This window comes from Paraburkholderia sp. BL10I2N1 (genome assembly GCF_004361815.1).
Taxonomy (GTDB): domain Bacteria; phylum Pseudomonadota; class Gammaproteobacteria; order Burkholderiales; family Burkholderiaceae; genus Paraburkholderia.
Genome location: NZ_SNWA01000003.1, coordinates 422,358 through 445,393, shown reverse-complemented (window position 1 = coordinate 445,393; position 23,036 = coordinate 422,358). Strand labels below are relative to the sequence as shown.

Genomic DNA, 23,036 nt, shown 5'->3' with positions numbered 1-23,036 from the left:
GCAGCATGCTCCTCTCGTCGTTAGGCTGTCTTGCGGCCGTCAGAACGCGGCATTTTAGAGATAACGGAAAGACTTGGTAAGGACTTTAGCCCGTAAAGAAAAGCCGCCTCACGGCGGGTCGTCTGCGGCCTTGTCGGGCGGCAGTAAAGCTCTCATCTCCGCTGCTTGCGACCTCGCCAATGGAAGACTCGCAACCCTACGAAGGTGACAATCAGCATTGCGCCAGTGGCGTAGGGTGCCGCGCCGGCCAATGCCGGCACGGTTCCCACGCCCATATAGACGCTAAAGAAGGCCACAGCGACCCGCCCGAACCACGGCGCACTTAACGTGGACAACAGACGCGATGGTTGCTCGCGCCTCCATTTCGCATATTCTTCGTTGGAACGCTCAAGATCGAAGCGCTCGGCCTGTTGCTCGCGCTCCGCCTGGTAAAACTTCTCATAGCGTTCGAAGCGACCATCTCCGCGGCCGTCAAGCCATGCCGCGTTACTGTCAGGGGCGAGGTAGTCGAAGTCTTCCATGGCGGTTTGCCTCAATGAACCCGGTCAGCCTGCCACTCGATCGCACCAACGACGTTCGCGATGAAACTGCCATCGGCCTCGGCGCAGAATTCCCCGGTCTCAGGATTGCGCCAGCCGAACTGCGCGCTACCGTCCGAACTGAATACGACGAGTCCCGCCGGCAGGTCACGCAACTCAGTCGTCGCCATGGATCACCCGGTTGCGTGAGGCCCGCTTCTTCTGGACAAGTTGCTGTGTACAGGCCGGGCAGGCGAAGCTGTGGTGCATCTCGATCTTCGTGTCATTGTTGGACACGACGTAGTGAGTGCTGCAAGTGCGGCATGGCGCGATCGTGAGTCGCGTGTCGGCGGCCATGTAACGCGTCAGGTTGCAGCCGCGGTCGGCCGAAATATGCTGCTTTCCGCCGAAGAGCCGCCCATAGATGTCGTTCGTGGCGATCAGAGCCTCGGGCCCATTGGCGCCGCGTGCGATCGCGGATCGATACAGCCACGTGTAGACGGTCGCATGGAGCCGGTTGTGCGGTGTTTCCACGAACCACGTAAGCGAGGTGGGCACGTTTCCGCACGGCGAACTGACGCCGTGAATCTCGAAAAAGCGCTGTCGCATCGCATTCTGGTTCAGACGAAAGAGCGTCGAAGCGCTCGAGGCCCGGTAGCCGTGCGCCATCATCGCCGAAGCGTAGAGCTCGTTCTTTTCGCGCGGCAGTCGCAATTCACCCCAGCCCGCGTTGCGGGACAGTTCGCCCGTCTTGATCGGCGAGGTCGACATGATCTGGTGAGCGATCATCTCGTCGGTTAATGCGTTGGCCGTGAACTCATACCAGAACGTCGGGCTGTTAAAACGCCAGCGAAAAAGTGCCAGACCTCGCATTTTTCCAAGTGCGAGGCGCAGCTTGTAGGCCGGTACCGACGCGAGGTATTGCGCCAGTTCGCTGGTGATGCCAAGCAGCGGGGCGCACAGCACGCTCATATGGATGACGCTCGTCACGAGGTCGAGGAACATCCGGTTGTGCTGCTCGACCGAGTACAGACCCAGGGCGTCGAGCGGCGGCAGCTTGCGCCGTAATTCATCAACAGCGATCGTGGTGGGCGTTTCGTCGACGAAGCAGCGCCAGTCCTCGACCGTCTGCAGGGTCGGTGCGACCATCAGGAACGGCGTGCGGAGCAGATTGCGCAGCGAACCCTGGTTGTGTTTCAGGTGTTCAATTTCCTTGCGTTCAACGCTGAAGATTTCGTTGAAACGGCCGTCCTGCTGCAGCATCCACTTCATCTGGTCGACCAGGTCGAAGTTCGTTACCTGGATCTGTTCCGTCAGCCATTGCGGTACATAAAGCCGTTCCACCGAACGGTAGCTTTCTCGAGCATCAGTCTTTTCCATCTTTTTTCTCTTATTGTGTTTTTGGGGAGCGGCCGCCCCCGCGGTACCGCGGCCTGCGATTACGCGGCGCGCGTAACGGCGAGCAGTTCGCCGTGGAATTTGCCGACCAGATCCGCAAGGGCCTGGAAGAGCGAAACGAAGCGAGCCGGGAAACCGTCTGCCGTTACCATGAGCTGGGTGCTGTGATATTCCTGAACGAACGAGCCGAACAGCTGAATGAGGCCACTGGCCTTCTTCTCCAGAACCTCGTTGGCCTCGATCGCGGCGTTCTCCGTATCCAGTTTCTGCTCGAGCGCAGCCAGTTCGGCCTGCTTCTGTTCGAGCTGTGCGCTCGCTTCCTTCAGCTTCGACAAGACGGCTTCGACCGCTTCCTCAAGATTCCTGTACTGCTCCGGAACGGTGGGGACGGGCACCTTCTCCGTCTGGACCTTGCTTGCCGCCGAGACCAGTTCGCGCGTGGCCTGATCAAGTTCGCGCTCACGGTTGGCGAGTTCCTGCTGCAGGACACTGATCTGTTTGCTCACGCTGGAGAGTTCGACGGCGGTGGACTGCGCGTTCTCGCGGTCGCGCGTCAGATCCTTTTGAAGCCGTTCGCGTTCTTCCACCAGCCGCCTGTTTTCAAGCTGCACCTCGTCGAGGTTGTTCGACACGTTCGTGAGTTCATTCATCACCGCCTCGATGCGCGTGTCCTTCTCGGTCAACTGGTCGCGATATTCCGAGATGAGTTTCTTGATATCGCGCTTGCTTAGATCGGGGTCGTTCGTCTTGGCATCGATCACCATGTCGATGACGTCGTCCCCAAGGTCATTGCCAACCAGTAGTGCCATATCGCTGTGCGAGAGCATCTGCACCGCACCACTGTTGTTGCTGAACTTGAGGTAACAGCGAATGTAGAGGCGAACCGATGATTTCGATCGACGAAAGACCTTCGTCAGATAGTTGTAGACGAGCTCGCTTGCGCGGGTGCGCACGGCTGGTTTGTCGCCAAGCGTGCCGATCATATGGTTCTGGACGCTCGTGAGGATGTGTGCAAAGTTGCCACCGATCCGCATGTGTTCCTGCAGGATCTTGCGAGTCGAGTGGGCAACCTCTTCACTCTCCTGGATGATGGTACGGATCAGCGAATCGGGCAGGTCGCCGGCGAAAGACTCGCGTGCGGCGGCGCTTAGTTCCTGTCCGGAAGGGATGTGTGCAAAGGTGGGTGGCAGATCCGTCTGAGGCTCAAGTGCGTTCCCCGGCACTTCGTCGTCCTCCCGGCGTGTCGGGTTGAACGAGTCGTCTGAATTGCTGGTCTTCTTCGTATCTTTTTTGTTGCTCATTTTTTTCTTTAACTCCGTGTAACCGGCATCTGGGCCTGAGATGCTCGCGCCGGACGGGATGGCTGGTCCTTACCGCCGTACGCGGGTTCTGAAGCCCAGAATACGCTGCGTTTTCGCCTCGCCAGACCGGAAAGCGGCGCAAAAACAGATGCCTTTCACGCCGCTACCTGGATTAATTGACGATGCAACCTTTTTTCAACGGCACCGGACAACTAAACTTTAGGGGGCGATCCCTGAAATTAGAGGGTTTGCACTTACTCGTTTACGATGCTTTTCCAAAGCTATGCCGGATGCATCAATTTCGGCCACGGCGAGGACCGCGCGCCATGCCTCGGGGACGTTAACCCGCACACCACCGCTCGCGTCATGACGGGATTTTTCCGCCCTTAACCAGTGACCGAGGTCGGATAGCCGCACGAGATCCAGCGGCAACGCCGGCGACAGCAGACAGTTGTCGCTGGAAAAGACCCCCAGTCCCTTCACTTCCCACATGCCAGGTAGCACGCTGCGCAGGAAGGCGACCTTCGAGCGGTTCTGTGCGACTGGCGAGCGGCGCGTGTCGCGAGTGCCGTCGGCAGTGATCCGTACCAGTGTGTCGGCATCTGTTCCCGGCCCGATCGTGCCGCTCCAATGCTTGGTCTCGACCACGAAGATCCCAAACGCCGTCACAGCGAGATGATCGATCTCGGCTGTTGGGAACGCGGTGCCTGGCGCGTGGTGCAACAGCAGGGCGGTCGGGTGGAGATAGAAATTCTCGCCGCACAGCCAGGTCAGTGCCCGGCGTAGTTCTGCCTGCACGCGGATTTCACCGGCGTCGCCGGCGGCCCGGCTGCGGGTGATCGGGGGTGGGCAGTCCGGTCGGCGGAGGGCACGGCTTCGTTTCGTGAGCGCGCGATAGGCGAGGCAGGCGAGGGCGAAGACCAGGGCAGTCGTGAACATCGGTTTCTCGTTGGCTGTTGATGATGTGTCCAGTCTGCCGCGTGAATATCGAAGTCAAGTTTTCCGTCCTGCGCGCCTCTCCATGAACCTGTCGCGTTGGGCGGTTTTTCAGGGTGTTTCAGGGACGACAGGGACCGGAACAAGCTCGCGCCCCAGCTCCCTGGCTAACCGCCTGAGGGCCTGTTCCCTGGTTTTACGGACCTGTTCCTCATAGCGCGCGAGTCCCTTTTCAACGTAGTCGTCACCCTTGACCATCACGCGCCAGAACCAGGCGGCCAGCTTGCGCGCCAGCGCCTTGGTCGCCACCAGCCCGCCGCGGCGTGCCGCGAGACGGCGGTAGAAACCGCCCAGCGCAATATCCCTGCTGCGTACCAGGCTTTGCGCCATCATGCAGAACAGCCGTCCGGTCCGGTTGCGGCCGCGCTTTACGCCTTTCCTGCGTTTGCCGCTATCGCTGCTGCCCGGTGCCAGTCCCGTCCAGGCGGTGAAGTGTTTTTCAGTGGGCCAGACGCTCAGGTCGGTACCCACCTCACTGATCAGTTGCAGCACGCCATAGGACGACAGCGCGGGCAGCTTGGTCAGATCCCGTCCGCCGCACATCTGGGCCAGGATCTCACGCAGCCTGGAAATTTCCGGTGCGTTGATGCCGGTCTGCCGGGTGGACCTGGGCAGCGGCGGCTGTGTGTCATCGTGCGGCGGCAGCACTGTGGCGATGCGCTCGTCGCAATCGGCGATGAGTTTCTGGTAGTGGTCCCACGATTGCAGTGCCTGGCCCAGCGCGAAGATGTGCTCGTCGGCCCAGGTGCCCCGCAGGGCCTCGATCACGGCCTGTTCCTTTTTGCGCCGGATCTGCACGTCGCACAGTGCCACCAGTGCCTCAGGGGAACGCTCGCCGGCCACGACTGCGCGCGTCACCGCCATGCCGCTGACGCCGGCCAGGGACGAGATGACATCATGCAGCTTGATGTTCATGCGCTCGAAAGCCTTTTGCATCAGTTGCACACAACCCGCTGCCGCCGCCACGTGATCGGCACGCAGGCGCAGGTAGTCCTGCAGCCGGCGGATGTCAGCCGGTGGCACGAAGCCGGCGTGCAGCAGACCATGCATGTGCAGCGTGGCCCCCCACTGGCTGTCGGCCATATCGGTCTTCCTGCCCGGCAGGTTGCGCGTCTGCCTGCCATTGACCATGCGCACTTCCAGACCGGCGCTTTCCAGCACACCATACAACGGTAACCAGTAGACGCCGGTCGCTTCCATGGCTACCGAATGCACGCCCTGTGCGAGCAGCCAGTCGCGCAACGCGTGCAGCTGCGACGTGACGGTACCGAACACTTCCGGCCTGTTGCCGCCCACCGAAACATGCATGTGTTCACTGCCGATGTCCACGAACGCGGCTAACGGATCGAGCATGGGGAGTGTCTGTAACATGATGAACCTCCGCATTTGGGTACCCCAATGCGCGCGGTGGCCCTGGCCCGGTCACGTCATATGAAAAACAAATCTCTCCAGCGGGATGCAGTGCTCACCAGAATGTGCGACTGACCGCGACCAGAGCTATTCTCCCGCACGGGCAATCCGACAGTTGTCCGATGCACCAGAGGGACCTCAGCTACGCTGCCAGAAACCGCCACGCGTTATGTGACGATAGACGATCCCCGGTTCATGGTCCGTGTGCGGTTTTTGGAAAAACTGGAGGCTCCCATCGAACCTCATTCTTTCCAGACGCTTTCAGCGAACCCGGGAAAGCTATACGTGTTTGTGGAGCATTCCGGGTTAGGCCCCTCAACCGGCTGAAATGCCGTGGACCAATACCGCTAGCCGGCGTGACCGGCCAAAGCTGTATCCGTTTCATGAGCATTCACCCGGCACGGCACCTGGTGACCGGCTAATCTAGGGCTATCCCACGCGTCACGTGACGCATCGACAAGGCATGGCGTGTTCGCCATGCGTCCTCGCGGAGTCCCTTCCGCATCCCTGTTGCTTCCCTGCGCCGTAGAGCCTTTTCGTGTTCGTCCGTACTGGTCGCGCACGAAAGCGCTTCGCGCCGTTTTCCTTGCTCAAGCTGAGCATCGAAACCCCCGGACGTCGTCCGGACATTCCTTAGTGCGTGATTTTTCTGGAGAGAAAAATGCTGAAGCTTTTGTTCAAGGACGCCATCAAGTCGCCGGGCAAGCTGCTCGCCCTGTGCATGGTGGTGTATCTCGCGACCATGTCGTTCTTTGTTGCTGGCTTTGTGGCATTGCTGGCTGCCCGCTGGTTGCAGAAGGCCATGCAGAAGAAAGCCAAAGAGCTCGAAGCTGCCGAAGCTGAAGCTGTCAAAGCGGAAGCCCTCAAGGCCCAGGCTGCACAATCGGTTGCGGCTGCAACAGTGACCGCAACGGCCACAGCTGTGGCAAACGACACCGTCGCTGCGCCACCGGCACCGAAGCGCCAATACGCGAAATCGGCTGTCGTTATCCCGTTCAAGACAGGTACCCGCTAGTCGGCGCCTGCCCTACCCGTCATCGCCATGGATATTCCATGGTGATGACGCCTCCACCCTTGCCGGGATCCCATTCCCGGTGACGGGCGATGAGATTGCCGGCCCAAGCGGAGCAATCTCATGGAACCTCAAGTGGCTGCCTGGCAGCTCGATATGTTCGGCGACTCCTCACCTGTCGTCGTCCCGCTCCCGAAACCCGACCCGCTTCCTGATCCTCATCTCTGGAACGAATCCATCCGCAACCGCATGGTCGATGCGCTCATCTCGCTGGCAAGCGACAGCCGCCGCGGCGACAGCATGCCCGAGTCACTGATGGACTGCGCGGATCTGCTCTCCGAGCGCCTGCGTAACCGCAAGATCGACGTCGAGGATTACCACGCGACGCTCGGCTGGATCATGGGCTACTGGGACGGAGCACTTCCCTATCTGTACGTGTGCAAGGTCAATGGAGTCGATCCGGAGACGTTGCAGGACGTGATCATGAGCACACCGCTTCTCGCGCGCGATCTGCGCGAGCTTAAGCGCGCGTGCTTCGGCACATTGCTATAGGAGGCAACATGGCAAGTGCAGCAGGCTTCTTCACCCGCGCCCTGGCGGATGTGTTTCCCGGAAAGCCCGTTGCAGGCAGACCGGGCCAGTCAGCGGCCCCTACTCCCACTGAACCCACCTGCACACCTTCTTCCACGGATGGTCCGTGCGAAATCGGGCGGGGCGCGCCAAATGAAACCCACGTCACGATCACCGGCATCCCGAACCTGTTTGTCGACGAGGGCGACTGCATCGTGCAGTTCCAGCCCGCATTTGATGAGCACACCGGGGAAACCCCCTTTGGCCTGAAGATCCTCCCGGATCTCGCACCGCATTGGACCCAGAGCGCGGTGCATCACCCCCCGCTCAAGGATGCGATCGCGAAGGCCATTCGAAGCGTCGGTCAACCCGCCGTCAAGGTTGCGCACGCTGCGGCCGCGTCAATCCCGGCCCAGCCTGTTCCCTCACAGGAAAGCGATAGCGATCGCCCTGCGGCTGGAACCCCGGCGCGCACCCGATCGCGTGCAACTCAAACCGGACATCACGATTCGGCAGCGGTTGTAGGCCGTATCACCTGGTGGGGCGAGGACCGGTTTCCGGATCGCAAGTCCAACGGCGCGAAGTTCTATACGTCGTTTGCGATACGGCTTGATACAGGAGCCGACGAGCGAACGCTGCAGGGCGAAGGCCTGAAGGAAGCGATCGCCGAGTGCGGGTGCGGAGTGGGCGATGTCGTTTCGGTTCGGCGCCTGCAAAAAATCAAGGTGCCCGCCATCCGGCGTGACGGCTCACCCAAGATCGTGAACGGCCAGCAGCTCATGTGGGACAAGTGGCTGTGGTCAATTACCAAATGAAGGAGTTTTTCGATGGCTTCTGTGAACAAGGTCATCCTCGTCGGCAATCTCGGCGCGGATCCTGAAGTACGTTATCTGCCCAGCGGCGACGCTGTGGCCAACATCCGACTCGCAACAACCGACCGCTACAAGGACAAGGCATCGGGCGAGATGAAAGAAGCAACGGAGTGGCATCGCGTCTCGTTCTTCGGGCGACTCGCTGAAATCGCCAATGAGTATCTGAAGAAAGGGTCGTCGGTCTATATCGAAGGCCGCATCCGTACGCGCAAATGGCAGGCGCAGGACGGCACTGATCGATATTCGACCGAGATTGTTGCCGAGCAGATGCAGATGCTCGGTGGCCGCAACGGATCGGGCAACCGGCAATCTGATGGGGACGCTGGAGAATTCGAGCAACAGGATCGCTCGCCGTCCAACCGACAGCCTCCGGCATCTCGCACAGCTGCCGGAAGACCTGCAGCGCCGCCTTCTCAGAATGGCCAGGGATACGCTGGTGGCGGTGCGCCAAGTGGTGGTGGCTTCGATCAGTATGACGATGACATACCGTTTCGCCAGGCCTATCCGCGCGCGGCATGGTCGATCATCTGATCCCGAATCCCCTCACCGTTAGCGCAATTCCTTTCCTGTAAATCCTCACCTTCGTTGATGCGGCACACCCTCCGGTGTGTCGCTCGACGCCTTCTTCGCGCCATCGCGCATCCCTGATCAGAAAAGTTTGCTGAAAAAAGCCGTCGGCCCACGTCGCGGACTGCTTTTTTGAGCACGCGTTTTCACGCCTGTCTCAGGCACCGACCTAACCCACTTCCAAAAAGGAGAGTGACCCATGAATGTGAAGGACCTGAAGCTCACGCCAGCACAGTGGCTCTCGCTGCTCCAGAGTTACGGAGTGCCCGAGAGTTCGCTGACTGGCGGCGCATCACCATGTCCCGTGTGTGGCGGCGAAGACCGCTTCACTTATGACAACAAGCGCGGCCGCGGCGACTGGGTGTGCCGTAAGTGCGACGCAGGCAACCCGACAGCGGGCGATGGCCTCGCGCTTATCTGCCGCGTCTCCGGACTGAGCTTTTTTGAATTGATGCATGAGCTCGAAGGCGGATCGCTCGATGACGCGCGGCACAAGGCGACGACATCGCGCGGCGCTGCCCCGGCGCCAGGCGCAAAGCGCAAGGCCGATCCCGCTTACGTTGAAAAGCGCCTTACTTCGATGTGGGACCGTGCAAAGCCTTTAGCGCCGGGCGATCTTGCCATGCGCTATCTGCTTTCCCGGGTACCGAACCTGCGCGTTACGCCTTCAAAAGCGTTGCGTCTGGGAATGCTCGAGTACCGCCATGACAAGAAGGTGATCGGCAGCTGGCCCGGCATCATCGCCCGCTACGAATTGCCCGACGGACGGCTTGGCACCTTGCATCGGACCTTCCTCGAACGATCGACTCCCGGAAAGGCAAGGATCGTGACGGCGGACGGCGAGATTCTCGACGCGAAGCTCAACGACATGACGCTCAACCCGCTTGCGGGCGGGGCGGTTCGCCTGATGGAGCCGGTGAACGGCGAAATCGGTGTCGGAGAGGGACTGGAGACCGTGTACGCCGCGCACATGCAGTTTGGCGTACCCGTCTGGTATTGCCTGAACCGCATTCATCTAAGTCAGTTCGTCGTGCCGGAAGGTCTCGGCATTCGCGTCGTGCATATCTTTGTCGACTTCGATCACGTCGATCAGAAAACCGGCAAGTCGCCTGGCGTGGTCGCCGGCGTCGAACTGGCGAAACGCCTGAAAGCGGAGGGCTACGTCGCGCTGATTCATCGTCCGAAGTTGCGTGGTACAGACTTCTGCGATGAGTGGGTTGCACGGATGGCCGCGTGCGGAGGATCCGATTTTGTGCCTCGCACTGCACGTGAGGCATCGAGGTCTGCAGCAGCAGTCTGATTTATCCGGCCAGTTTCTCTGGCCACTTACTCTTTAACCTGCCCGGTGGGGATATTTCCCCACCGGGAATATCGCGTCGGGCTTTTTTCTGTGGAGATGGAAATGAGCTCTTTCCGAGTACTGGTGGGTCCGTTTGAAATCGTCGGTACGAACGGCGTCTCGGGTGGACGCCAGCCGGCGCTGAATTCGGAGGCGGTCGCTTTCGACGTCATCGACCGGAAATGTCCTGGCAACACGCGGTACGAAATTCGCGATCAAACCTTCGATGCGGCATGGGACTTTTGCACTCGCCGCATTGCTATTCTTGCAGCCTCACGGCCGCACTGATATTCTGAAATGACGGCGGCTCCCTGGGGAGCCGCTTTTTTTTCGCCCATTGCTTTTGCGCCCCGGCCGTCAGAATTGCGTGCGAAGAACAATTGCGAGGATGATCAGCAATGGCTTCCACAACCGCCAAAGCCCGGTTGACCACACGATGCCGAACCATGCGGCGATCAGGAACGAACTCCCCAGCTCAACGCTATATTTTCCCGTCTTCACGCCGATCACGAAGCACGCCATGAAGAAGGCAACGTATATCATCCGGCGCGCGATGAACGGCAGGCGCTGGAACGCGCGATAGTACGGAACAAGCCGGTCCAGCGGATCCATCATTCTTCTCCCTGTGCCTTTTCGGTGTAGTCGAACAGGATATCGCCGCAATGCCAGCCCGCGACGCAAACGGCGATCGCGGCGGCAATAAAGAACCAGGTACGCGGCTCGTTGAGGGCCTGGCCGTGAAGGATAGCGTTGAGCAGTTGATAGTCCATTTTTTTCTCCTTGTTGCACCGGTGCATAACGCGATGCGTTGTGAATGTACCGGCTCCGGTTGTCTGGACACGCTTTTGCAGCTCAGGCGGCCAGCTTCATCAGCCGTTCCTGACGGGCTTCGAGGGGTGATTTGAAGCCCAACTTTTCAAGACGCCAGTCGCGATTGTATCGATCCTTGAACGCGATGGCGGCGGCACGAACTTCCTCCAGGTTTTTGAAGATGCGTCCATGAATAGCCTGTTCCTTCATTGTCCGGTTGAATCGCTCGGCGACGCCGTTGGTCTGGGGTTCGGCGACGAAGGCATAGCTCGGCGCGATGCCCCAGAACCGGATCTGGTTACGGAAGTCGTCCGACGTGTACTGCGAACCGTGATCCATACGCAGCGACAGCCCGCGGCCCGCATCGGCGAGCACGGAACCGAATTCGTCCAGCAGCCCCTGGGAGATCGGCTCGAGGGCAGCAAAGCGGTCGCCAATCTTCGCGGCATGAATGCCGGTACACATGCCGTCGCAATGATCAACGGCCGAGAAGATCCACACCATGCCGTCGTCCACGGTCGCGATGCGCACGCCGTCGGTGCCCCACATCTCATTCGGGCAATCGGTTGTGATCCGGCCATCGTGAAGGTTGGGTTCGCCTCGCGCTTGCCGGTGCGGCGACAGCAGGCTGTGCTCGCGCATCAGTCGCAGCACGCGGGTCCGGGAGACCCGGATGTCGTGCAGGATACGCAAGCGCGCCCAGACCTTGCGATGCCCCTCGCCGATGAAGGGGGAAGCCACCAGATCGTCGCGGATGGCCTTCAGCAGGTCAGCATCGGGCATCTTCGGTTTCGGGCCGCGGCGGCCCGGGATGATCGGCACCACGTTGTCCGCTGTCCTCGCGCGGACAGCATAGATCGTCGAGCGGGGGAATCCGAGCACCTGGCAAACCCGTTGCAATCCAAAGGGCTTGTTCGCACTAACGGAGATCGCGCGGCTCATGTCGACGATCTCCGAGCGGTCAAAGGGCGACGGGCCTGCAGTTCACGTTCCTTGCGCAGGATCTCGTTTTCCATAGACAACTCGCCGACGCGCCGCACGGCGTCATTGAGCCGGGCTTCCAGGGGATCGCTGGTGCGTGCCTTCAGGCCGGCCTCCATGCCGGCCAGTGCCAGCTCACGCCATTGCTTGAGCACGGCGATCGTCACACCGACTTCACGGGACACGGCGTCGACGGGTTCGCCACGCAGCAACCGAAGCACCACGCCGCGTTTGCGACCGGTCGACCAACGCTTGACTTCGGCGGCGCCAGAGGCGCTTCCAGTCGCGCTACGCGCTCCTTCCAGCGCCTCTGGCGCAACCCCGTTTACATCTGTTTTCTTCAACATCAACAACTCCAGTTTGGGACCCACGTTTTACCCCAAATCTGTGTCCAGAAAAACAGGAGGCGCGGCACGATGCGTTGTGAACACCGATGCATGACCTATCTTCGCATCCCCAAACAGAAGTCAAGTTGCCGCTTAGTCGAACGCTTCGAACTCATCCGCTACAAGGTTTAAGTCGTGCCGATCGTCGTTGGATTCGGTCCTGAATTCCGGCTCGGCCGTCGCTTTGGCGGGAGCCGCGACCTGCTCCGCGCGTGATTCTGGCAGGGCACCGGCGCCGGATTCGATAGCCCGCGACGCCGGGCCAGACGACACCGTCGACGACACGCCGACAGCCTCGCCGCGCAGCGCCGATTCCGCGATCAAACGAAACAGTGCTGCCCGCTCGCGAGGCGACGACTCCGCGCTCAACCGGGCGTAGAGCAGTGGGTTGGTCAACTCGTCGATGACCAGCTTCATCGGGAATTTCCCTCTCATGCTTTGGCCGACTCACGGGAGCGTGCACGCGCGAGCGTGGCTTCGCCAACGACCAGAAAGCCCTTTGCGTTCGCCAGGCACGGTGCGTCGATCACTTCAATCGACACACGCGGGAACGCGCGGCGGATTGCCGATGCGTAGAGGACGGCACCACCACCCGAGAGGATGATGGAGCGCACGTCGGTGAGCTGCCCGACGTTGTTCTGCATTTCCTTGACGACGGCCGCGATCAGCGGTTGGGACTTTTCCAGATACGGACCGAGGTCGATATCCGAGCCATAGAAAAAGAAAGGCTTGCGCTCCCGTAGCGCCTTGTCGATGCGTTCGAGATCCTCCACCTGTTCCTGCTGGTCGCGGGAGAGCAGGCTGGCGATACGCTGGTAGATCTGCGAAGCGCCCCCCGGGATGCCGCCGCTCCGGTTGTCATCCATCGTGTAGCTGTTCGCATAGACCCAGTCCGTCGTGAAGTAGCCGACGTCGACCACGAGGTGCGCGCTGTCGCGGCCGAATTCGTTCTGTCGGTTGCTGGACGCCGATACGAGCGAGCCGAGTGGCTGCGGAATAACCATGACCTTCTCGACCGTAACACGTGCGACGCCGAAATCCAGTTCGCCGGCGAAGCGCTCCTTCAGCGCGGCAGAGTACTTCTGCATGTTGTGAACCGGCAGGCCGAGCACGAGACGTTCGATGTGGGTGACACCGGAAAAGTGCATGGCCCCAGCGAGCAGCGCGGCGTAGTTATCGGAGAGCACGAAGTCGTTGGACAGCGCGCGCCCGGTATTGCCGTATGCAGCAGTCAGCGACACGTCTGGGCCGACCTCGTACTCGACCTGGTCGATCACGATCGTTGCTACCTTGCGCGCGTTGAGTACGGTTTCGCCATAGGAGGAAAGGGAACGGCTCGCAGCCAGCGGCGTGAGCGACGGAAACATGCCGGTCGCGACAGTTCCGCTCGCTGCCCGATACGCATACTTGGTGTTGCCATAGCCGACATCAACGGCGAAGACGGAAGTTTTCAAGGTGACTCCTGCAGGTAGTGGATAGATGCGATTCGAACTGCTGACACTTGTCTGGCACATAAGTGTCAGTTTCGCCAGAGGCGGAGGCGGCTTAAGCCGGAACTGACACTTTTCTGTCAGTTCTGCCTGGTTTCAGTCTATCCAGCCCCTCGCAAAGTCAAGTCAGCGAAAGCCAGCGCGTTCCGCCCAGCTTTCGGGTGTGGGGGGTAGCCAGAACGGACTATTCTTGTCTTCACCTACCGCGTCATTGACGCATCGAAACGGAGTGCAAGGCACCCGTTCGTCCTTTCCCCCGGCCCGCAACGGGCCAGAAATACCAGAGTGTCCAGGCCGCACAGTGATGCGGCCTTTTTCTGAATCAGATCAAGTCCACACCGATCCACCATGAGGACCGCTGGACAGTGCGATATCCATACGATTGGCGGCGGTTTGCCGCGATGTGTACCGATGAGGACATGTGGGCGCGGACAGTTGGAGAGTTCGCATCCACGCTCACCGGTGCTGTACACGCCCTTTCAGCACACGACGCTGGGTGCACTCAGGAAGCCCGATACACGGCGGCGGACATGAGTGTGCTTTGGGGCGGGGGAGATCCTGCGGGCCGGAGAGTATCCGGTGTCGCGACTCCCTGTACGGAAGACAGAACGGTAGGCGCAGCCGTAACCCAAATGGCGCAACAGGATTTGCCCGGCACTTGGCCCGGGAGCCGTCACCGCCCCGCGCGGAGCGGCACCGAGACGCGGGAGCGTCAGGCTGGCAGGGTAGCCACGAAGCTGTACGGCGCGGAAGTTTCGCGCAGCGCGACGGACCGGGTCCTCGCGTCAAACGCCGGTGGAGGATTGCGCGAAGCGCGGGCCGCACTGGCGAGGCAGCAGGTTGGACAGTCGGAGTGCATGTTCTTCCCATGCATCGGGCTGATCGGATGGAATCGCTAAAGGACAGGAAGGCAGTAACCCGGCGCCGGGGATTCAGGCGAAGCCGCATGTGATGCGGCGACAGGCAGGCCCGCACCGTTCGGGAAACAGCATCAGGTAGGGGTGCTGCGAGCGGGGGCCTGGTTCAGCGACGCCAGGAAATGGCGGAGCAGTTCCGCAGGAGAAAGGTGCGAATGGGCGCGATTCTGAATGTACGTGCGATCGTGAAAGGCTATGCATTGCCGCCCGAATTCAGGGATGCGCTGCTCAAGCTGTTCGATACGCACGTTGCTGAGATTCACAGCACGACCCGTATCAGCAACAAGGCGCTATCGATCAAGACGCAGGAGCGTCGCGCGACCGCGCTATGCAAGGCCTTTGTCGAGCTACGCGAGGGCGGGTTTGCGCTGCAGAGCCCGTGGTCTCTCAAGGGCAAGCATGTTGAATTTCTCGTGCGTCACTGGGTAGCCGATGAGCAAAGCGGCGGCACGATCGAGAACAAGCTGACCTATCTGCGCGCGATTGCGCAGTGGATGGGCAAGGTCAATCTGGTGGGCACGCTAGCGGACTATGTAGATCGGCGAGAACACGGGCTGGTGCGCAGCTACGTCGCCAACGAAGACAAGTCGTGGATCGCGCATGGCATCGACGCGGCGGCGAAGATTGAAGAGATCGCGCGTACGTGTCCCTATACTGCGGTGCAACTCAAGCTGCAGGCAGCGTTCGGCTTGCGGATCGAGGAGAGTTTCATGCTCCGGCCGCTTGAAGCAGTGAAATCCGGCCAGATGCTTGCGGTCACGCGTGGCACAAAAGGCGGGCGTCCCCGCGAGGTTCCGCTCGAGGCAAAGGTTTCGATACTCGTCGAAGCAGCCCGGCTGAACAATGGAGCAAGCGGTTCAACGGTGCCGGCCGGCAAGACGCTGAAACAGTGGCGGGACTGGTATTACTACGTGCTGGAAAAGCACGGCATCACGAAAAGCGGGCTCGGGGTGACGAGCCATGGTCTGCGGCACGAATATCTGCAGACTCTCTATGAGAAGGTCAGCGGTGTGCCGGCGCCGGTGAAGCGATCGTCGGAACGGCCTGATGCACAGGCTCACGAGGAGGCAAAGCGCCAGGTGGCGGAGGCTGCGGGGCACAGTCTGGTCTCGAAGGCGAATGCCTATCTGTCGACGCCCGCCCGCCAGGAGAAATTGCAGAAAGTCTTGCCGGCTCCGGAGGCCGTTGAGGAAGCCCTGACGAAGGCGGCTGGAAACAAGACGCATGCGGCCAGAGCCCTGGGAATCTCCCGGCAGGCGCTGTACCGGATTCTGGGAGTTGCGGCAGCGTGATCGCGGGCCGGGGAGGGAATGACCGCCGAAATAATGTGCGTTATGGCGCGTAACGGACTGCACGTGGCGGGCACAATGAAGTCTCTCTCGGTTTTCAGTTGCGGCCCGCAATAAGACTGAAAACCTCTTGAAGCCAGCGCAAGCTGGCTTTTTTTCACCTGTATCACCAGCGATCGCGGTCGGGCATCGCATCGACGGCCATGGCGACGCGATCCTCAAAGAGGAAGTCGGCGTGTTCGGCGGGCGCCGGGACCTTCGGAAACTGCGCATACCGCTCACCGTCAATCTCGACCCACTTCGCCAGTTGCATAAGCTTGCGGTAGCGTGCGGCGTCCTCGAGCACGGGCGAGATTGGCCACGTCTCGAACGTCACCGCGGTTGCATCGACGATGCGTTGCGCGAGCATGGCGAAGATCGGCCCGCGCTCGGCCCAGTCCATGTCGTTGCGGGCGAGGAGATTCAGCACAAGCTGCGCGTCGCAGGCGCCCAGTTCCTTCTCGATCAGGTCGCGCAGATCTCCCGGGTTCACTTTCGGCCGGTTCAGACGCTGGTTCCAGATCGCCGCACACCGGTTCTTTGCGGCCAGTTCGTTCTGGCCGTCCTCTCCGACTGACTCCCACGGTGTGGATATTCCGCAGACGGAACAATAAATACACACCAGCTTTTCCGTTTTCGGTGCGCTCAGCGGGCGCGGCAGGACGTCCCCGAGCTTCGGCGGCCCGGCGTTACGGCCAAACGGGCTGAAGTCGAAGGCCGGGGCGCCATCCTGCTCGACCAGGCGCTGGGAGCGGCCCACAGTCGGCCGGCCGCCGCAATGGTCACAGGGATAGAGTTGTTCGATCATTTGAATGCAAAGGCGGTTTGCTAATTTTGGTAAGCATTATTGCCGTTCGCACGTAGATGGGAAAGACGTGGCAGCGGGTGGTTTCTTACGCTTTTGCTTCTTTTAATATTAGCGGCCTTGTAGTAGATCAGCCAGGAACGGGTGATATTGCCGCCCGGCAAGAAGTCGCCCTGCGCGCTCGCAAAGGCTTAGTCACGTGTGGGATATGCTTCCCACACCTGTCCGTTCAGTTTGCGCCCATTGGCTTTTTTCGATCGACGGATGCCGTCAGGACCCCATGTGCCCATTGCTTGAAAAAAAATGCGACGTTTGCTTCGTCGGCTTGCGCCTTCAGACGGGAGACCCACTCCGTCTTCATCGGTCGAGCCTTTGGACCGGACTCACCGCCAACGATCACCCATTGAATATCCTGCAGGTTCACGGGCCCGAGATCTTCCAGCAACGGCTCAACGGAAAGGAAGCGCACGGCCGCATCGACCTTGCGAAGATGATCGATCCGGGGCAGGCCGTAACGCCGGTCTTCGACCGATACGCCGAGCCAGACGTTGCCCGGACATCTGCGCGTCGAGAAATACGCGGGCAAACGCTCAGCGCGTTTCGTAAGGATCTGGAAGGTGTGTTGCGGCGCTCGCTCGATGACGTCGAACACCTGATCGAGAAACGCATCCGGAATGTCGTCGTGAAACAGGTCGCTCATCGAGTTTACGAAATAGACGGTCGGCTTCGTGGGCCTCAACGGTTGATCAACGCGAGCAGGATGCAATGCGAGCTCGAAGCCGTCCTGATAGCCCGGCGCCCCCATCGCCTGTAACCGCTGAGCCATTGTTTCTGCGTAGCAGTTCTTGCAACCGGGCGAAACTTTGGTGCAGCCCGTTGTTGGATTCCAGGTTTGCTCAGTCCATTCGATAGAAGATTGCGTAGCCATCAGATTTCTCCTATTCGACGGTGATCCCGACGAGGGAGCGGGCTTGCGTCTCGGCACGATCGAGGAAGGCGACAAACTGGTCATTGTCACGGCGGTCGACCTTCCCGCCACCGAGAATCACCGACTGCAACTGGCCGTCGCCCTTGCTCAGGATGATGCCCAGGGTGCGATTGCTGTCGACTACCCAGAAATTCCAGCGGCCGACGAAATGCCACCAGGTCTTTGCCTGTTCCAGCTCAGTCCACGTGGCTGCGAAGTCGAGAATGGAGCCGTGATTGCTGAAAAAGGCGCAGCGGATGCCGTTTTCGTCTGCGGTCGATGCCACGATCTGGCGCCCGCCGGACAGTGACCCGGGTACAGTCCAGGAGGAGGAGAGGGCGGGAAAGCGGCACTGCCAGTCGCGCGAGCGCGCGATTACGCGGCCAAGAAAGAACGATTTGCCATGCATGGGTGACTCCGGACGAGGCGGCTGGCACGGTGCCGGCCTGTACCAACAGCATGCCGGTCGTGTGAAGTCAAGTGCGCACCGCATCGTGGTCGAAGTACGCGGTCTCTACCGGCAAAACCAGCGCTCTCATTTGCACGCGGCTTCCTGCGTTACTTCGTGCGGTGACGTCGACTGCAGAACAATGATGGCGTCGAGCAGCGGCTGGCACCAGCCAGCAAGTTCGTCATTGACGCCGAGGGCATGGCGGACCCGCGACATGTCACGAGCCAGCCGCATGTACATGTCCTTGTAGAGTGCGAGATCCGCAGCGCCAATACGGTTGCCTTCCTTCCATGCCTCGCCGAGCGCGATCGTGCCGGCGCTCGCCTCGTTGGGGTATGTGCGATTCATCCACTGGCTAAAAAGCGCCTGCTCGATCGGAGTCCATCCGGTGGGTTCGGCATTCGTATCGACGGCGGCCAGATGGTCGAGCGCTTCCTTAAGCGGTCGGTACAGGTTGTCGGCCCGTCGCCGGAGGTCGGCGATCCAGGCATCGTCTGGTGGTGTCTGGCGCTGGATCACGGGCGTGCCCGCGTAGGACGTGAGCTTGAGGGCGTCCTGGAGGACAAGGCGAAGAATGGGCAGCATCGGTAATCGTCGGTTCGTTGGGAAGCGGAAGGTTGTAGTTCCACGCTATACGGATACGCGCGAAGTCAAGCCTGCCTGGCCGTCGCAACCGGGGTTGGGAAGATAACCGCGCTCAGCTTTGTCTTGTTGACGTCCCACTCGACGGCGGGAATCGAGCGTTGCCGACGCGGGGCACGCTTTTTTTCCTTGCGCTCTTCGTATGACGCAACGCCATTCATGCCGTAGACCTCGATGTGAGTCTGCGGGTCGGTGTCGTGAAGCACGAAATCGGGCAGCATATCGTCCTCGTCGGCCATGCGGACCGGCTTGTCAAACGAGCGGGACTCGGCGACCAGGCGGTTCGCCATGGCGACTTCGTGGATCGAGTCGCACGGGATGAACGTGGCCGAGCAGAGCATGGCGGCAAGATCGACGATGCGCAGATGCCCTTTCGCGGTCCGCTCAATCAGCAGGATGGCGATCACGCGCGCGGCGCGGTCTCCCAGTGCCCGCCAGGCGTGCGGGTAGGTGGTCGCGGCGTGATCGATCAGTGCGGAAGTGGTGTAGTACTTCTTCGCGCTCTGGCGTAGAGACAGTGCCTTTCCATACTGTGTCGTCTCAACCTCGTTGATTTCGCCAATGACGATGCCGCGCTTCCTGTCACTCAAGCCAGACAGAAACGAACCGAACTCGGCATTGATTTCGGCGCGCTCAGCCTCTTGATAGCGGCGTATGACGTGGAGGACCTTCTGGGCGCTGTTGCCGTTAATGACCGCATCGGCGATCTCGGCAAGGATCTGCGCGTTGCAAACGCCCCAGTGGCGGACGTTGGTAACGCCGTGCCATCGGTTGAGCCCCGCGGTCATCCAGAGCGTTTGCAGGAAAGCGAGGAGGCTGGCCGAGCGGCGGCCGCTGCGTTGCCCGGACTTCGCGGGCGAGCCGCGAGAACCGGATTGCGTTTCCCGCTGGGTGAGGGCGACGTCGAGCTTCGCGTTCAGACCGGCAGCCGTGGAAATGATCGCCGCCGTCGTGTCGCCGCCCTTACCCGCGCGTGCCGTGTCCGGATCCTTATGGAACCCGCACTTGCGCGAATGGTTGTGTCCATCGTCCGGCCAGCCGGCGAGGTGCAGGAGCGATCCATATCGGCGGATCACCAGCTGCCGGGGCTTTCTGTCGGGCTGGCACAGGCACTCGGCAAACCCGGGAGAGATCCTGGCGCGTTCGAGGCGCCGTACATAGCGGGCGGGGTTTTCCTGGACGTCCTCCAGCAAAAATGTGCCGCCATCAAAGGAAACTTCGGGCATCGCCTTCTCCGCGAGAGAAAAAAGGCCGCTGATCGGGCGGCCATATACGAATAAGGGGGAGCGCAGTTTGCGACAGTGTCAGTCGCTGGAGCCCGGGGCGTCTGAGATGGGCACGGGCCGTAGCGCCGCCCGCCTGGCCAGTAAGAAGCAGGCCATTGCGATCGCGAGCAGGCAGGTAAGCGCGAAGCCGCCCCAGTCAGGACCGCCTAGAGCGTCAACGGCCAGCTGCAACATCTTCCATAACAGCAGCACTGCGATTGCCACTAGAGCTGCGTAGGTGCTCAGGTAGTCTGTGCTCATTGCCTTCGTTGGTTTTGGGGCGACGCTGGCACCATCGCACCTGATGCATCGGGCTGGTACTCGCGGCCGGTGGCTCTGTCGGTGAGAAACCACGATCCGTCCTTCAGCAGGCTCACGTGGCAATTCGGATAGCGTTGCTGCATGACTGCACGCTCCGTTTCCTGTCTGCCGACCCGGGACCGGTCAATAAGTGCGCGTATCGCATTGCAGGCGATCGCGATGCCGATGAGGCAACCGATGATCACAGGTGTGGCCCACGCCGGGCCACCATACGAAGCGAAAACCCGGTGCAGCGCCAGACCAGCGAGGCTGATGACGGCGGCGATATGAACGAGTGCGAGAATTTGGTAATCCATCAGCGCGAGAGCCTTGTACGGTCGAGGAAGACGGACTGCGCATCCTGTGAGGCATTGCCAGGCTCCACGTGTACGTCGCCGTCTGCCGCGCAGTTCGCCATCTGTCTGAGGCGCCGATGGACGCATTTGCGAAAAGAAGAGATGCCGCCCGAGGATTCACGATGGAACACCAACGCGAAAAAGCTCGTTAAAGTGGCCGTGGCGCCGATGTTAAGGACCGCTTCTGCGACAGAGGCCAGCAGGTGGTACAGGTCGGAAGGGTTGTTGGCCTGAATGAGCAGGTGATAAATCGACCCAAGGTTGGCCGTTGTCGCTTCCGGCGCGAAGTACGTTCCGAATATGAGCCACCAGAAGAGGCCAAGGGGGATGACAACCGCGGTCACCGCGACGCATTTCGCAGCGAGCTTCGCAATCGCGCCGAACTGCCGGACGTAGTTTCGGGGATCCAGCGCCGCGTCCAGTTTGACCGCGATGTAGTCGGCTTCGTCGATCTCGCCCGCCCGCACGCCGTTCACAAAAATCGTGTTCATCCGCACACGGCTTGCCGTCTGAAGCTTTTGTTCAAGCTTGCGGATTTTCACGCGCCGCACCCGTTCAAGGCACAAGGCACATGCGCCCGCGACCACGGCGCAAAAGACTAGGGACGGTCCAACGAAGAAGACGGCGAGGGCCGCGAATGCGCATGCGAAGGTTGCCGCCACGAAGGCGGCGCTGCCGTACTGCCGGCGACGGGCTGATCTGGAAGTCATGAGCTGGGTTCCTCGGTAAGAGTAGCGGCAAGGTCACGTCGACACATCGGGCCTGCGCCAGAACGTGCCGCCGTCGTGTTCGCCAGAGAGCGCGTGCCGAATTGAGACCACTCGCACAGGTCGCGCACGCGCGCGTATGGCTGTACCGATTCTTGCCGAAGCCATTGGAAGTCAAGGAGGCGAAAGCACAGCGATAACCGGGCGCTTTTCGCGGCGGGACGGGCAAGCGGAGATAGCCCGGTTTCCGGAGAAAGCTATATGTTTTTCTGGAGCATTACGGGTTAAGGCCCTCAACCGGCTGAACTCGAGGCACGGTGCCACTCTTCCGGGCGTTGCAAGCATCAGCCATACCGGGCATAGGTCCTGGCAGCTTATCCACAGGCTTGTCAACAAAATCTGTGGATAGTTGGAACGTGGCTTGCGAGATGGCAGCGGCGAAAGCCATATCGATTCGCCGTGCATTTCCGCCCGTGGGCGCTCGTTCTGCACGATACGATCGTCGAACCTACTGCGTCATCGACGCATCGACCTGCCGCTCGCACCGCGCGGGCGCTTCCTTTTACCCCGACGGGACCACACCCGTCGGGCGTGCTCTCCCGTCATTCCTGAGGGACAGCACCATGTACACAGCACTTGTTCAGCAATTCAAGGACGCCCAGAATGCCGCAGCCGCAGCCTATCTGGGCGTTTTGCGCAGCCGAAATCGCTGCTTTTCCTGAAGGTTACTACCGGGCCGCGAAGGTTCGCCCGGAGTATTCAACGAAGCGCGAGCTTCGGGAGTTCTGCTCCGGTCTCTCCGAGATACTCGTGTATCAGGCAGGCCGTCGCTTTGCTCCGGTGGGTGGGCGACTGGAGATCGATACGAAGAGCGAGCTTGAAAGCGCATCGATTGATATACGTGAGGCGCTTGAGGCCGGGAAGTGTCCGGACTTCGACGCGTTTTGGGCACACCTTGAACGTACGTTCAGCGGAGACGCGGGACAGCGAGTTGCGTTCACACAGGCCGCAAAGTCGGTAATCAACGGCTTCGGTCTGACGCCGGACTCCGAGATCAAGCGTACAGCGAGCGCCATCGTGCTCGAAGCGCGCGCGGGAAGCGAGCTGACGTTCAGATCAAGCCTGCGACGCGTTGGCTACTACTCGCAACAGTCGATGGCAAACCTGATAGCGGGCCTTGCTGCGTTCGCCTCGCACGCAGGGTTTGCTTCGCTCGGAGCGCAACTCGCGCGTGGAGGACTTGTTGACCACGAGTTCACCACGAGGGAGAAGGTATCGTTCCCCGATCTCGACCTTGTACTGTTTAACGACAAGTGGCAGTTCAAGTTCTCGCATCGGGTTGGGGAAGCGCTTTCACTGTTTATCAGTGAGTATGGCGCTGAACATCTCGCCAGCCGGTCGCGGTACTGAGGTATGGCCATGTATCGTCCACACATAGTGAGATTCGCGCTGATGATCTACGAGACGTACCGCTATTCGCTGGCGGAGCAGATTGAGATCGTGCGTGCGAAGGATCGTTATTCGCCACGCTACCGGGCAGCAGCATTGAGGCATATCGCCATTGATGCCCCGCTGTCGGTAACACTAGGCCGGCCGTTTGCCGAACGTCGACGGCTAGTTCGACGCTACTACGGCATCTGAAAAACCG

At 60.7% G+C, this 23,036-nt stretch carries 29 protein-coding genes; 9 read left to right on the top strand and 20 right to left on the bottom strand.

Features of this window, described 5'->3' with window-relative positions:
• Window positions 1-152 precede the first annotated feature (152 nt).
• The 6 genes from B0G77_RS40065 to B0G77_RS40045 form a co-directional block, all read right to left on the bottom strand.
• The gene (locus B0G77_RS40065) at window positions 153-521 is read right to left on the bottom strand and encodes a hypothetical protein (protein WP_133667386.1); all 369 of its coding nucleotides are present in this window, start codon (window positions 519-521) and stop codon (window positions 153-155) included.
• 11 nt (window positions 522-532) lie between these two features.
• Window positions 533-709 (bottom strand): hypothetical protein, encoded by a 177-nt coding sequence (locus B0G77_RS43700; RefSeq protein ID WP_166656385.1) that lies wholly within the window; start codon window positions 707-709, stop codon window positions 533-535.
• Window positions 696-1,898 carry a FlhC family transcriptional regulator gene (locus tag B0G77_RS40060; protein WP_133667385.1) on the bottom strand — a complete coding sequence of 401 codons (1,203 nt, stop codon included), beginning with the start codon at window positions 1,896-1,898 and terminating at the stop codon, window positions 696-698. The genes B0G77_RS43700 and B0G77_RS40060 overlap by 14 nt, the downstream gene beginning before the upstream one ends.
• A 59-nt stretch (window positions 1,899-1,957) precedes the next feature.
• On the bottom strand, window positions 1,958-3,217 hold the full coding sequence (locus tag B0G77_RS40055) for a hypothetical protein (RefSeq protein WP_133667384.1): 1,260 nt from the start codon (window positions 3,215-3,217) through the stop codon (window positions 1,958-1,960).
• 219 nt (window positions 3,218-3,436) lie between these two features.
• Window positions 3,437-4,156, bottom strand: coding sequence for a nuclease-related domain-containing protein (locus B0G77_RS40050; protein ID WP_133667383.1), 720 nt, complete (start codon window positions 4,154-4,156; stop codon window positions 3,437-3,439).
• A gap of 108 nt (window positions 4,157-4,264) precedes the next feature.
• On the bottom strand, window positions 4,265-5,566 hold the full coding sequence (locus B0G77_RS40045) for an IS110 family transposase (protein WP_166656119.1): 1,302 nt from the start codon (window positions 5,564-5,566) through the stop codon (window positions 4,265-4,267).
• Window positions 5,567-6,284: 718 nt separating this feature from the next.
• Here B0G77_RS40045 and B0G77_RS40040 point away from each other — a divergent pair.
• The 6 genes from B0G77_RS40040 to B0G77_RS40015 all read left to right on the top strand — a co-directional run bounded on the left by B0G77_RS40040 (window position 6,285) and on the right by B0G77_RS40015 (window position 10,271).
• The gene (locus tag B0G77_RS40040) at window positions 6,285-6,638 is read left to right on the top strand and encodes a hypothetical protein (RefSeq protein ID WP_133667382.1); all 354 of its coding nucleotides are present in this window, start codon (window positions 6,285-6,287) and stop codon (window positions 6,636-6,638) included.
• A gap of 120 nt (window positions 6,639-6,758) precedes the next feature.
• The gene (locus tag B0G77_RS40035) at window positions 6,759-7,187 is read left to right on the top strand and encodes a hypothetical protein (RefSeq protein WP_133667381.1); all 429 of its coding nucleotides are present in this window, start codon (window positions 6,759-6,761) and stop codon (window positions 7,185-7,187) included.
• Window positions 7,188-7,195: 8 nt separating this feature from the next.
• Window positions 7,196-8,020 carry a hypothetical protein gene (locus B0G77_RS40030; protein ID WP_133667380.1) on the top strand — a complete coding sequence of 275 codons (825 nt, stop codon included), beginning with the start codon at window positions 7,196-7,198 and terminating at the stop codon, window positions 8,018-8,020.
• A gap of 12 nt (window positions 8,021-8,032) precedes the next feature.
• Window positions 8,033-8,608 carry a single-stranded DNA-binding protein gene (locus tag B0G77_RS40025; protein ID WP_133667379.1) on the top strand — a complete coding sequence of 192 codons (576 nt, stop codon included), beginning with the start codon at window positions 8,033-8,035 and terminating at the stop codon, window positions 8,606-8,608.
• A gap of 235 nt (window positions 8,609-8,843) precedes the next feature.
• The gene (locus tag B0G77_RS40020) at window positions 8,844-9,944 is read left to right on the top strand and encodes a primase-helicase zinc-binding domain-containing protein (protein ID WP_133667378.1); all 1,101 of its coding nucleotides are present in this window, start codon (window positions 8,844-8,846) and stop codon (window positions 9,942-9,944) included.
• Window positions 9,945-10,046: 102 nt separating this feature from the next.
• Complete coding sequence (locus B0G77_RS40015; RefSeq protein ID WP_133667377.1) at window positions 10,047-10,271, top strand: hypothetical protein; 225 nt, start codon at window positions 10,047-10,049, stop codon at window positions 10,269-10,271.
• A gap of 69 nt (window positions 10,272-10,340) precedes the next feature.
• Here B0G77_RS40015 and B0G77_RS40010 read toward each other — a convergent pair whose 3' ends face one another.
• The 6 genes from B0G77_RS40010 to B0G77_RS39990 all read right to left on the bottom strand — a co-directional run bounded on the left by B0G77_RS40010 (window position 10,341) and on the right by B0G77_RS39990 (window position 13,614).
• The gene (locus B0G77_RS40010) at window positions 10,341-10,595 is read right to left on the bottom strand and encodes a hypothetical protein (RefSeq protein ID WP_133667376.1); all 255 of its coding nucleotides are present in this window, start codon (window positions 10,593-10,595) and stop codon (window positions 10,341-10,343) included.
• Window positions 10,595-10,753, bottom strand: coding sequence for a hypothetical protein (locus B0G77_RS43695; protein ID WP_166656384.1), 159 nt, complete (start codon window positions 10,751-10,753; stop codon window positions 10,595-10,597). The genes B0G77_RS40010 and B0G77_RS43695 overlap by 1 nt, the downstream gene beginning before the upstream one ends.
• 82 nt (window positions 10,754-10,835) lie before the next feature.
• Window positions 10,836-11,735: an integrase core domain-containing protein gene (locus B0G77_RS40005; protein WP_133661607.1), complete on the bottom strand. Its 900-nt coding sequence runs from the start codon at window positions 11,733-11,735 to the stop codon at window positions 10,836-10,838.
• Window positions 11,732-12,121 carry a transposase gene (locus B0G77_RS40000; protein WP_133661608.1) on the bottom strand — a complete coding sequence of 130 codons (390 nt, stop codon included), beginning with the start codon at window positions 12,119-12,121 and terminating at the stop codon, window positions 11,732-11,734. Before B0G77_RS40000 ends, B0G77_RS40005 begins: the two co-directional genes overlap by 4 nt.
• A gap of 132 nt (window positions 12,122-12,253) precedes the next feature.
• Window positions 12,254-12,577, bottom strand: coding sequence for a hypothetical protein (locus B0G77_RS39995; protein WP_133667375.1), 324 nt, complete (start codon window positions 12,575-12,577; stop codon window positions 12,254-12,256).
• Window positions 12,578-12,591: 14 nt separating this feature from the next.
• Complete coding sequence (locus B0G77_RS39990; protein ID WP_133667374.1) at window positions 12,592-13,614, bottom strand: PRTRC system protein D; 1,023 nt, start codon at window positions 13,612-13,614, stop codon at window positions 12,592-12,594.
• Window positions 13,615-14,722: 1,108 nt separating this feature from the next.
• Between B0G77_RS39990 and B0G77_RS39985 the strand changes: the two genes are divergently transcribed.
• Window positions 14,723-15,859 (top strand): phage integrase N-terminal domain-containing protein, encoded by a 1,137-nt coding sequence (locus B0G77_RS39985; protein WP_133667373.1) that lies wholly within the window; start codon window positions 14,723-14,725, stop codon window positions 15,857-15,859.
• Window positions 15,860-16,022: 163 nt separating this feature from the next.
• On the opposite strand, the gene B0G77_RS39980 is transcribed toward B0G77_RS39985, so the two are convergent.
• From B0G77_RS39980 to B0G77_RS39945, 8 genes are all read right to left on the bottom strand, one after another.
• Window positions 16,023-16,703, bottom strand: a complete 681-nt coding sequence (locus tag B0G77_RS39980) for a Lar family restriction alleviation protein (protein ID WP_133667372.1) — start codon at window positions 16,701-16,703, stop codon at window positions 16,023-16,025.
• Window positions 16,704-16,929: 226 nt separating this feature from the next.
• A complete protein-coding gene (locus tag B0G77_RS39975; protein ID WP_243751483.1) occupies window positions 16,930-17,628 on the bottom strand; it encodes a phage Gp37/Gp68 family protein in 699 nt (232 codons plus the stop codon).
• 10 nt (window positions 17,629-17,638) lie between these two features.
• On the bottom strand, window positions 17,639-18,076 hold the full coding sequence (locus B0G77_RS39970; protein ID WP_133667371.1) for a hypothetical protein: 438 nt from the start codon (window positions 18,074-18,076) through the stop codon (window positions 17,639-17,641).
• Between the two features lie 126 nt (window positions 18,077-18,202).
• Entirely contained in the window at window positions 18,203-18,703 is a 501-nt protein-coding gene (locus B0G77_RS39965; RefSeq protein ID WP_133667370.1) for a hypothetical protein, read from the bottom strand.
• A 65-nt stretch (window positions 18,704-18,768) separates the two neighbouring features.
• A complete protein-coding gene (locus tag B0G77_RS39960) occupies window positions 18,769-19,986 on the bottom strand; it encodes a DUF1173 family protein (protein ID WP_133667369.1) in 1,218 nt (405 codons plus the stop codon).
• Window positions 19,987-20,064: 78 nt separating this feature from the next.
• Window positions 20,065-20,286 carry a hypothetical protein gene (locus B0G77_RS39955; RefSeq protein WP_133667368.1) on the bottom strand — a complete coding sequence of 74 codons (222 nt, stop codon included), beginning with the start codon at window positions 20,284-20,286 and terminating at the stop codon, window positions 20,065-20,067.
• The gene (locus B0G77_RS39950; protein WP_133667367.1) at window positions 20,283-20,642 is read right to left on the bottom strand and encodes a hypothetical protein; all 360 of its coding nucleotides are present in this window, start codon (window positions 20,640-20,642) and stop codon (window positions 20,283-20,285) included. The genes B0G77_RS39955 and B0G77_RS39950 overlap by 4 nt, the downstream gene beginning before the upstream one ends.
• A complete protein-coding gene (locus B0G77_RS39945) occupies window positions 20,642-21,391 on the bottom strand; it encodes a hypothetical protein (protein WP_133667366.1) in 750 nt (249 codons plus the stop codon). The genes B0G77_RS39950 and B0G77_RS39945 overlap by 1 nt, the downstream gene beginning before the upstream one ends.
• A 660-nt stretch (window positions 21,392-22,051) precedes the next feature.
• Between B0G77_RS39945 and B0G77_RS39940 the strand changes: the two genes are divergently transcribed.
• Together B0G77_RS39940 and B0G77_RS39935 are read left to right on the top strand one after the other, a co-directional pair.
• Window positions 22,052-22,798 carry a hypothetical protein gene (locus tag B0G77_RS39940; RefSeq protein WP_243751482.1) on the top strand — a complete coding sequence of 249 codons (747 nt, stop codon included), beginning with the start codon at window positions 22,052-22,054 and terminating at the stop codon, window positions 22,796-22,798.
• A 9-nt stretch (window positions 22,799-22,807) separates the two neighbouring features.
• Window positions 22,808-23,029 carry a hypothetical protein gene (locus tag B0G77_RS39935; RefSeq protein ID WP_133667365.1) on the top strand — a complete coding sequence of 74 codons (222 nt, stop codon included), beginning with the start codon at window positions 22,808-22,810 and terminating at the stop codon, window positions 23,027-23,029.
• The last annotated feature ends 7 nt before the right edge of the window (window positions 23,030-23,036 follow it).

Coding starts and splice junctions, on each gene's coding strand:
- B0G77_RS39970 (WP_133667371.1), bottom strand. CDS start 18,076: ATGCATGGCAAATCGTTCTTTCTTGGCCGCGTAATCGCGCGCTCGCGC.
- B0G77_RS40050 (WP_133667383.1), bottom strand. CDS start 4,156: ATGTTCACGACTGCCCTGGTCTTCGCCCTCGCCTGCCTCGCCTATCGC.
- B0G77_RS40060 (WP_133667385.1), bottom strand. CDS start 1,898: ATGGAAAAGACTGATGCTCGAGAAAGCTACCGTTCGGTGGAACGGCTT.
- B0G77_RS39935 (WP_133667365.1), top strand. CDS start 22,808: ATGTATCGTCCACACATAGTGAGATTCGCGCTGATGATCTACGAGACG.
- B0G77_RS40025 (WP_133667379.1), top strand. CDS start 8,033: ATGGCTTCTGTGAACAAGGTCATCCTCGTCGGCAATCTCGGCGCGGAT.
- B0G77_RS39945 (WP_133667366.1), bottom strand. CDS start 21,391: ATGACTTCCAGATCAGCCCGTCGCCGGCAGTACGGCAGCGCCGCCTTC.
- B0G77_RS39985 (WP_133667373.1), top strand. CDS start 14,723: ATGGGCGCGATTCTGAATGTACGTGCGATCGTGAAAGGCTATGCATTG.
- B0G77_RS40045 (WP_166656119.1), bottom strand. CDS start 5,566: ATGCTCGATCCGTTAGCCGCGTTCGTGGACATCGGCAGTGAACACATG.
- B0G77_RS39950 (WP_133667367.1), bottom strand. CDS start 20,642: ATGGATTACCAAATTCTCGCACTCGTTCATATCGCCGCCGTCATCAGC.
- B0G77_RS39980 (WP_133667372.1), bottom strand. CDS start 16,703: ATGATCGAACAACTCTATCCCTGTGACCATTGCGGCGGCCGGCCGACT.
- B0G77_RS39960 (WP_133667369.1), bottom strand. CDS start 19,986: ATGCCCGAAGTTTCCTTTGATGGCGGCACATTTTTGCTGGAGGACGTC.
- B0G77_RS39995 (WP_133667375.1), bottom strand. CDS start 12,577: ATGAAGCTGGTCATCGACGAGTTGACCAACCCACTGCTCTACGCCCGG.
- B0G77_RS40030 (WP_133667380.1), top strand. CDS start 7,196: ATGGCAAGTGCAGCAGGCTTCTTCACCCGCGCCCTGGCGGATGTGTTT.
- B0G77_RS40040 (WP_133667382.1), top strand. CDS start 6,285: ATGCTGAAGCTTTTGTTCAAGGACGCCATCAAGTCGCCGGGCAAGCTG.
- B0G77_RS40005 (WP_133661607.1), bottom strand. CDS start 11,735: ATGAGCCGCGCGATCTCCGTTAGTGCGAACAAGCCCTTTGGATTGCAA.
- B0G77_RS40010 (WP_133667376.1), bottom strand. CDS start 10,595: ATGGATCCGCTGGACCGGCTTGTTCCGTACTATCGCGCGTTCCAGCGC.
- B0G77_RS43700 (WP_166656385.1), bottom strand. CDS start 709: ATGGCGACGACTGAGTTGCGTGACCTGCCGGCGGGACTCGTCGTATTC.
- B0G77_RS40055 (WP_133667384.1), bottom strand. CDS start 3,217: ATGAGCAACAAAAAAGATACGAAGAAGACCAGCAATTCAGACGACTCG.
- B0G77_RS39965 (WP_133667370.1), bottom strand. CDS start 18,703: ATGCTGCCCATTCTTCGCCTTGTCCTCCAGGACGCCCTCAAGCTCACG.
- B0G77_RS40035 (WP_133667381.1), top strand. CDS start 6,759: ATGGAACCTCAAGTGGCTGCCTGGCAGCTCGATATGTTCGGCGACTCC.
- B0G77_RS43695 (WP_166656384.1), bottom strand. CDS start 10,753: ATGGACTATCAACTGCTCAACGCTATCCTTCACGGCCAGGCCCTCAAC.
- B0G77_RS39955 (WP_133667368.1), bottom strand. CDS start 20,286: ATGAGCACAGACTACCTGAGCACCTACGCAGCTCTAGTGGCAATCGCA.
- B0G77_RS40065 (WP_133667386.1), bottom strand. CDS start 521: ATGGAAGACTTCGACTACCTCGCCCCTGACAGTAACGCGGCATGGCTT.
- B0G77_RS40000 (WP_133661608.1), bottom strand. CDS start 12,121: ATGTTGAAGAAAACAGATGTAAACGGGGTTGCGCCAGAGGCGCTGGAA.
- B0G77_RS40015 (WP_133667377.1), top strand. CDS start 10,047: ATGAGCTCTTTCCGAGTACTGGTGGGTCCGTTTGAAATCGTCGGTACG.
- B0G77_RS39940 (WP_243751482.1), top strand. CDS start 22,052: ATGCCGCAGCCGCAGCCTATCTGGGCGTTTTGCGCAGCCGAAATCGCT.
- B0G77_RS39975 (WP_243751483.1), bottom strand. CDS start 17,628: ATGGCTACGCAATCTTCTATCGAATGGACTGAGCAAACCTGGAATCCA.
- B0G77_RS40020 (WP_133667378.1), top strand. CDS start 8,844: ATGAATGTGAAGGACCTGAAGCTCACGCCAGCACAGTGGCTCTCGCTG.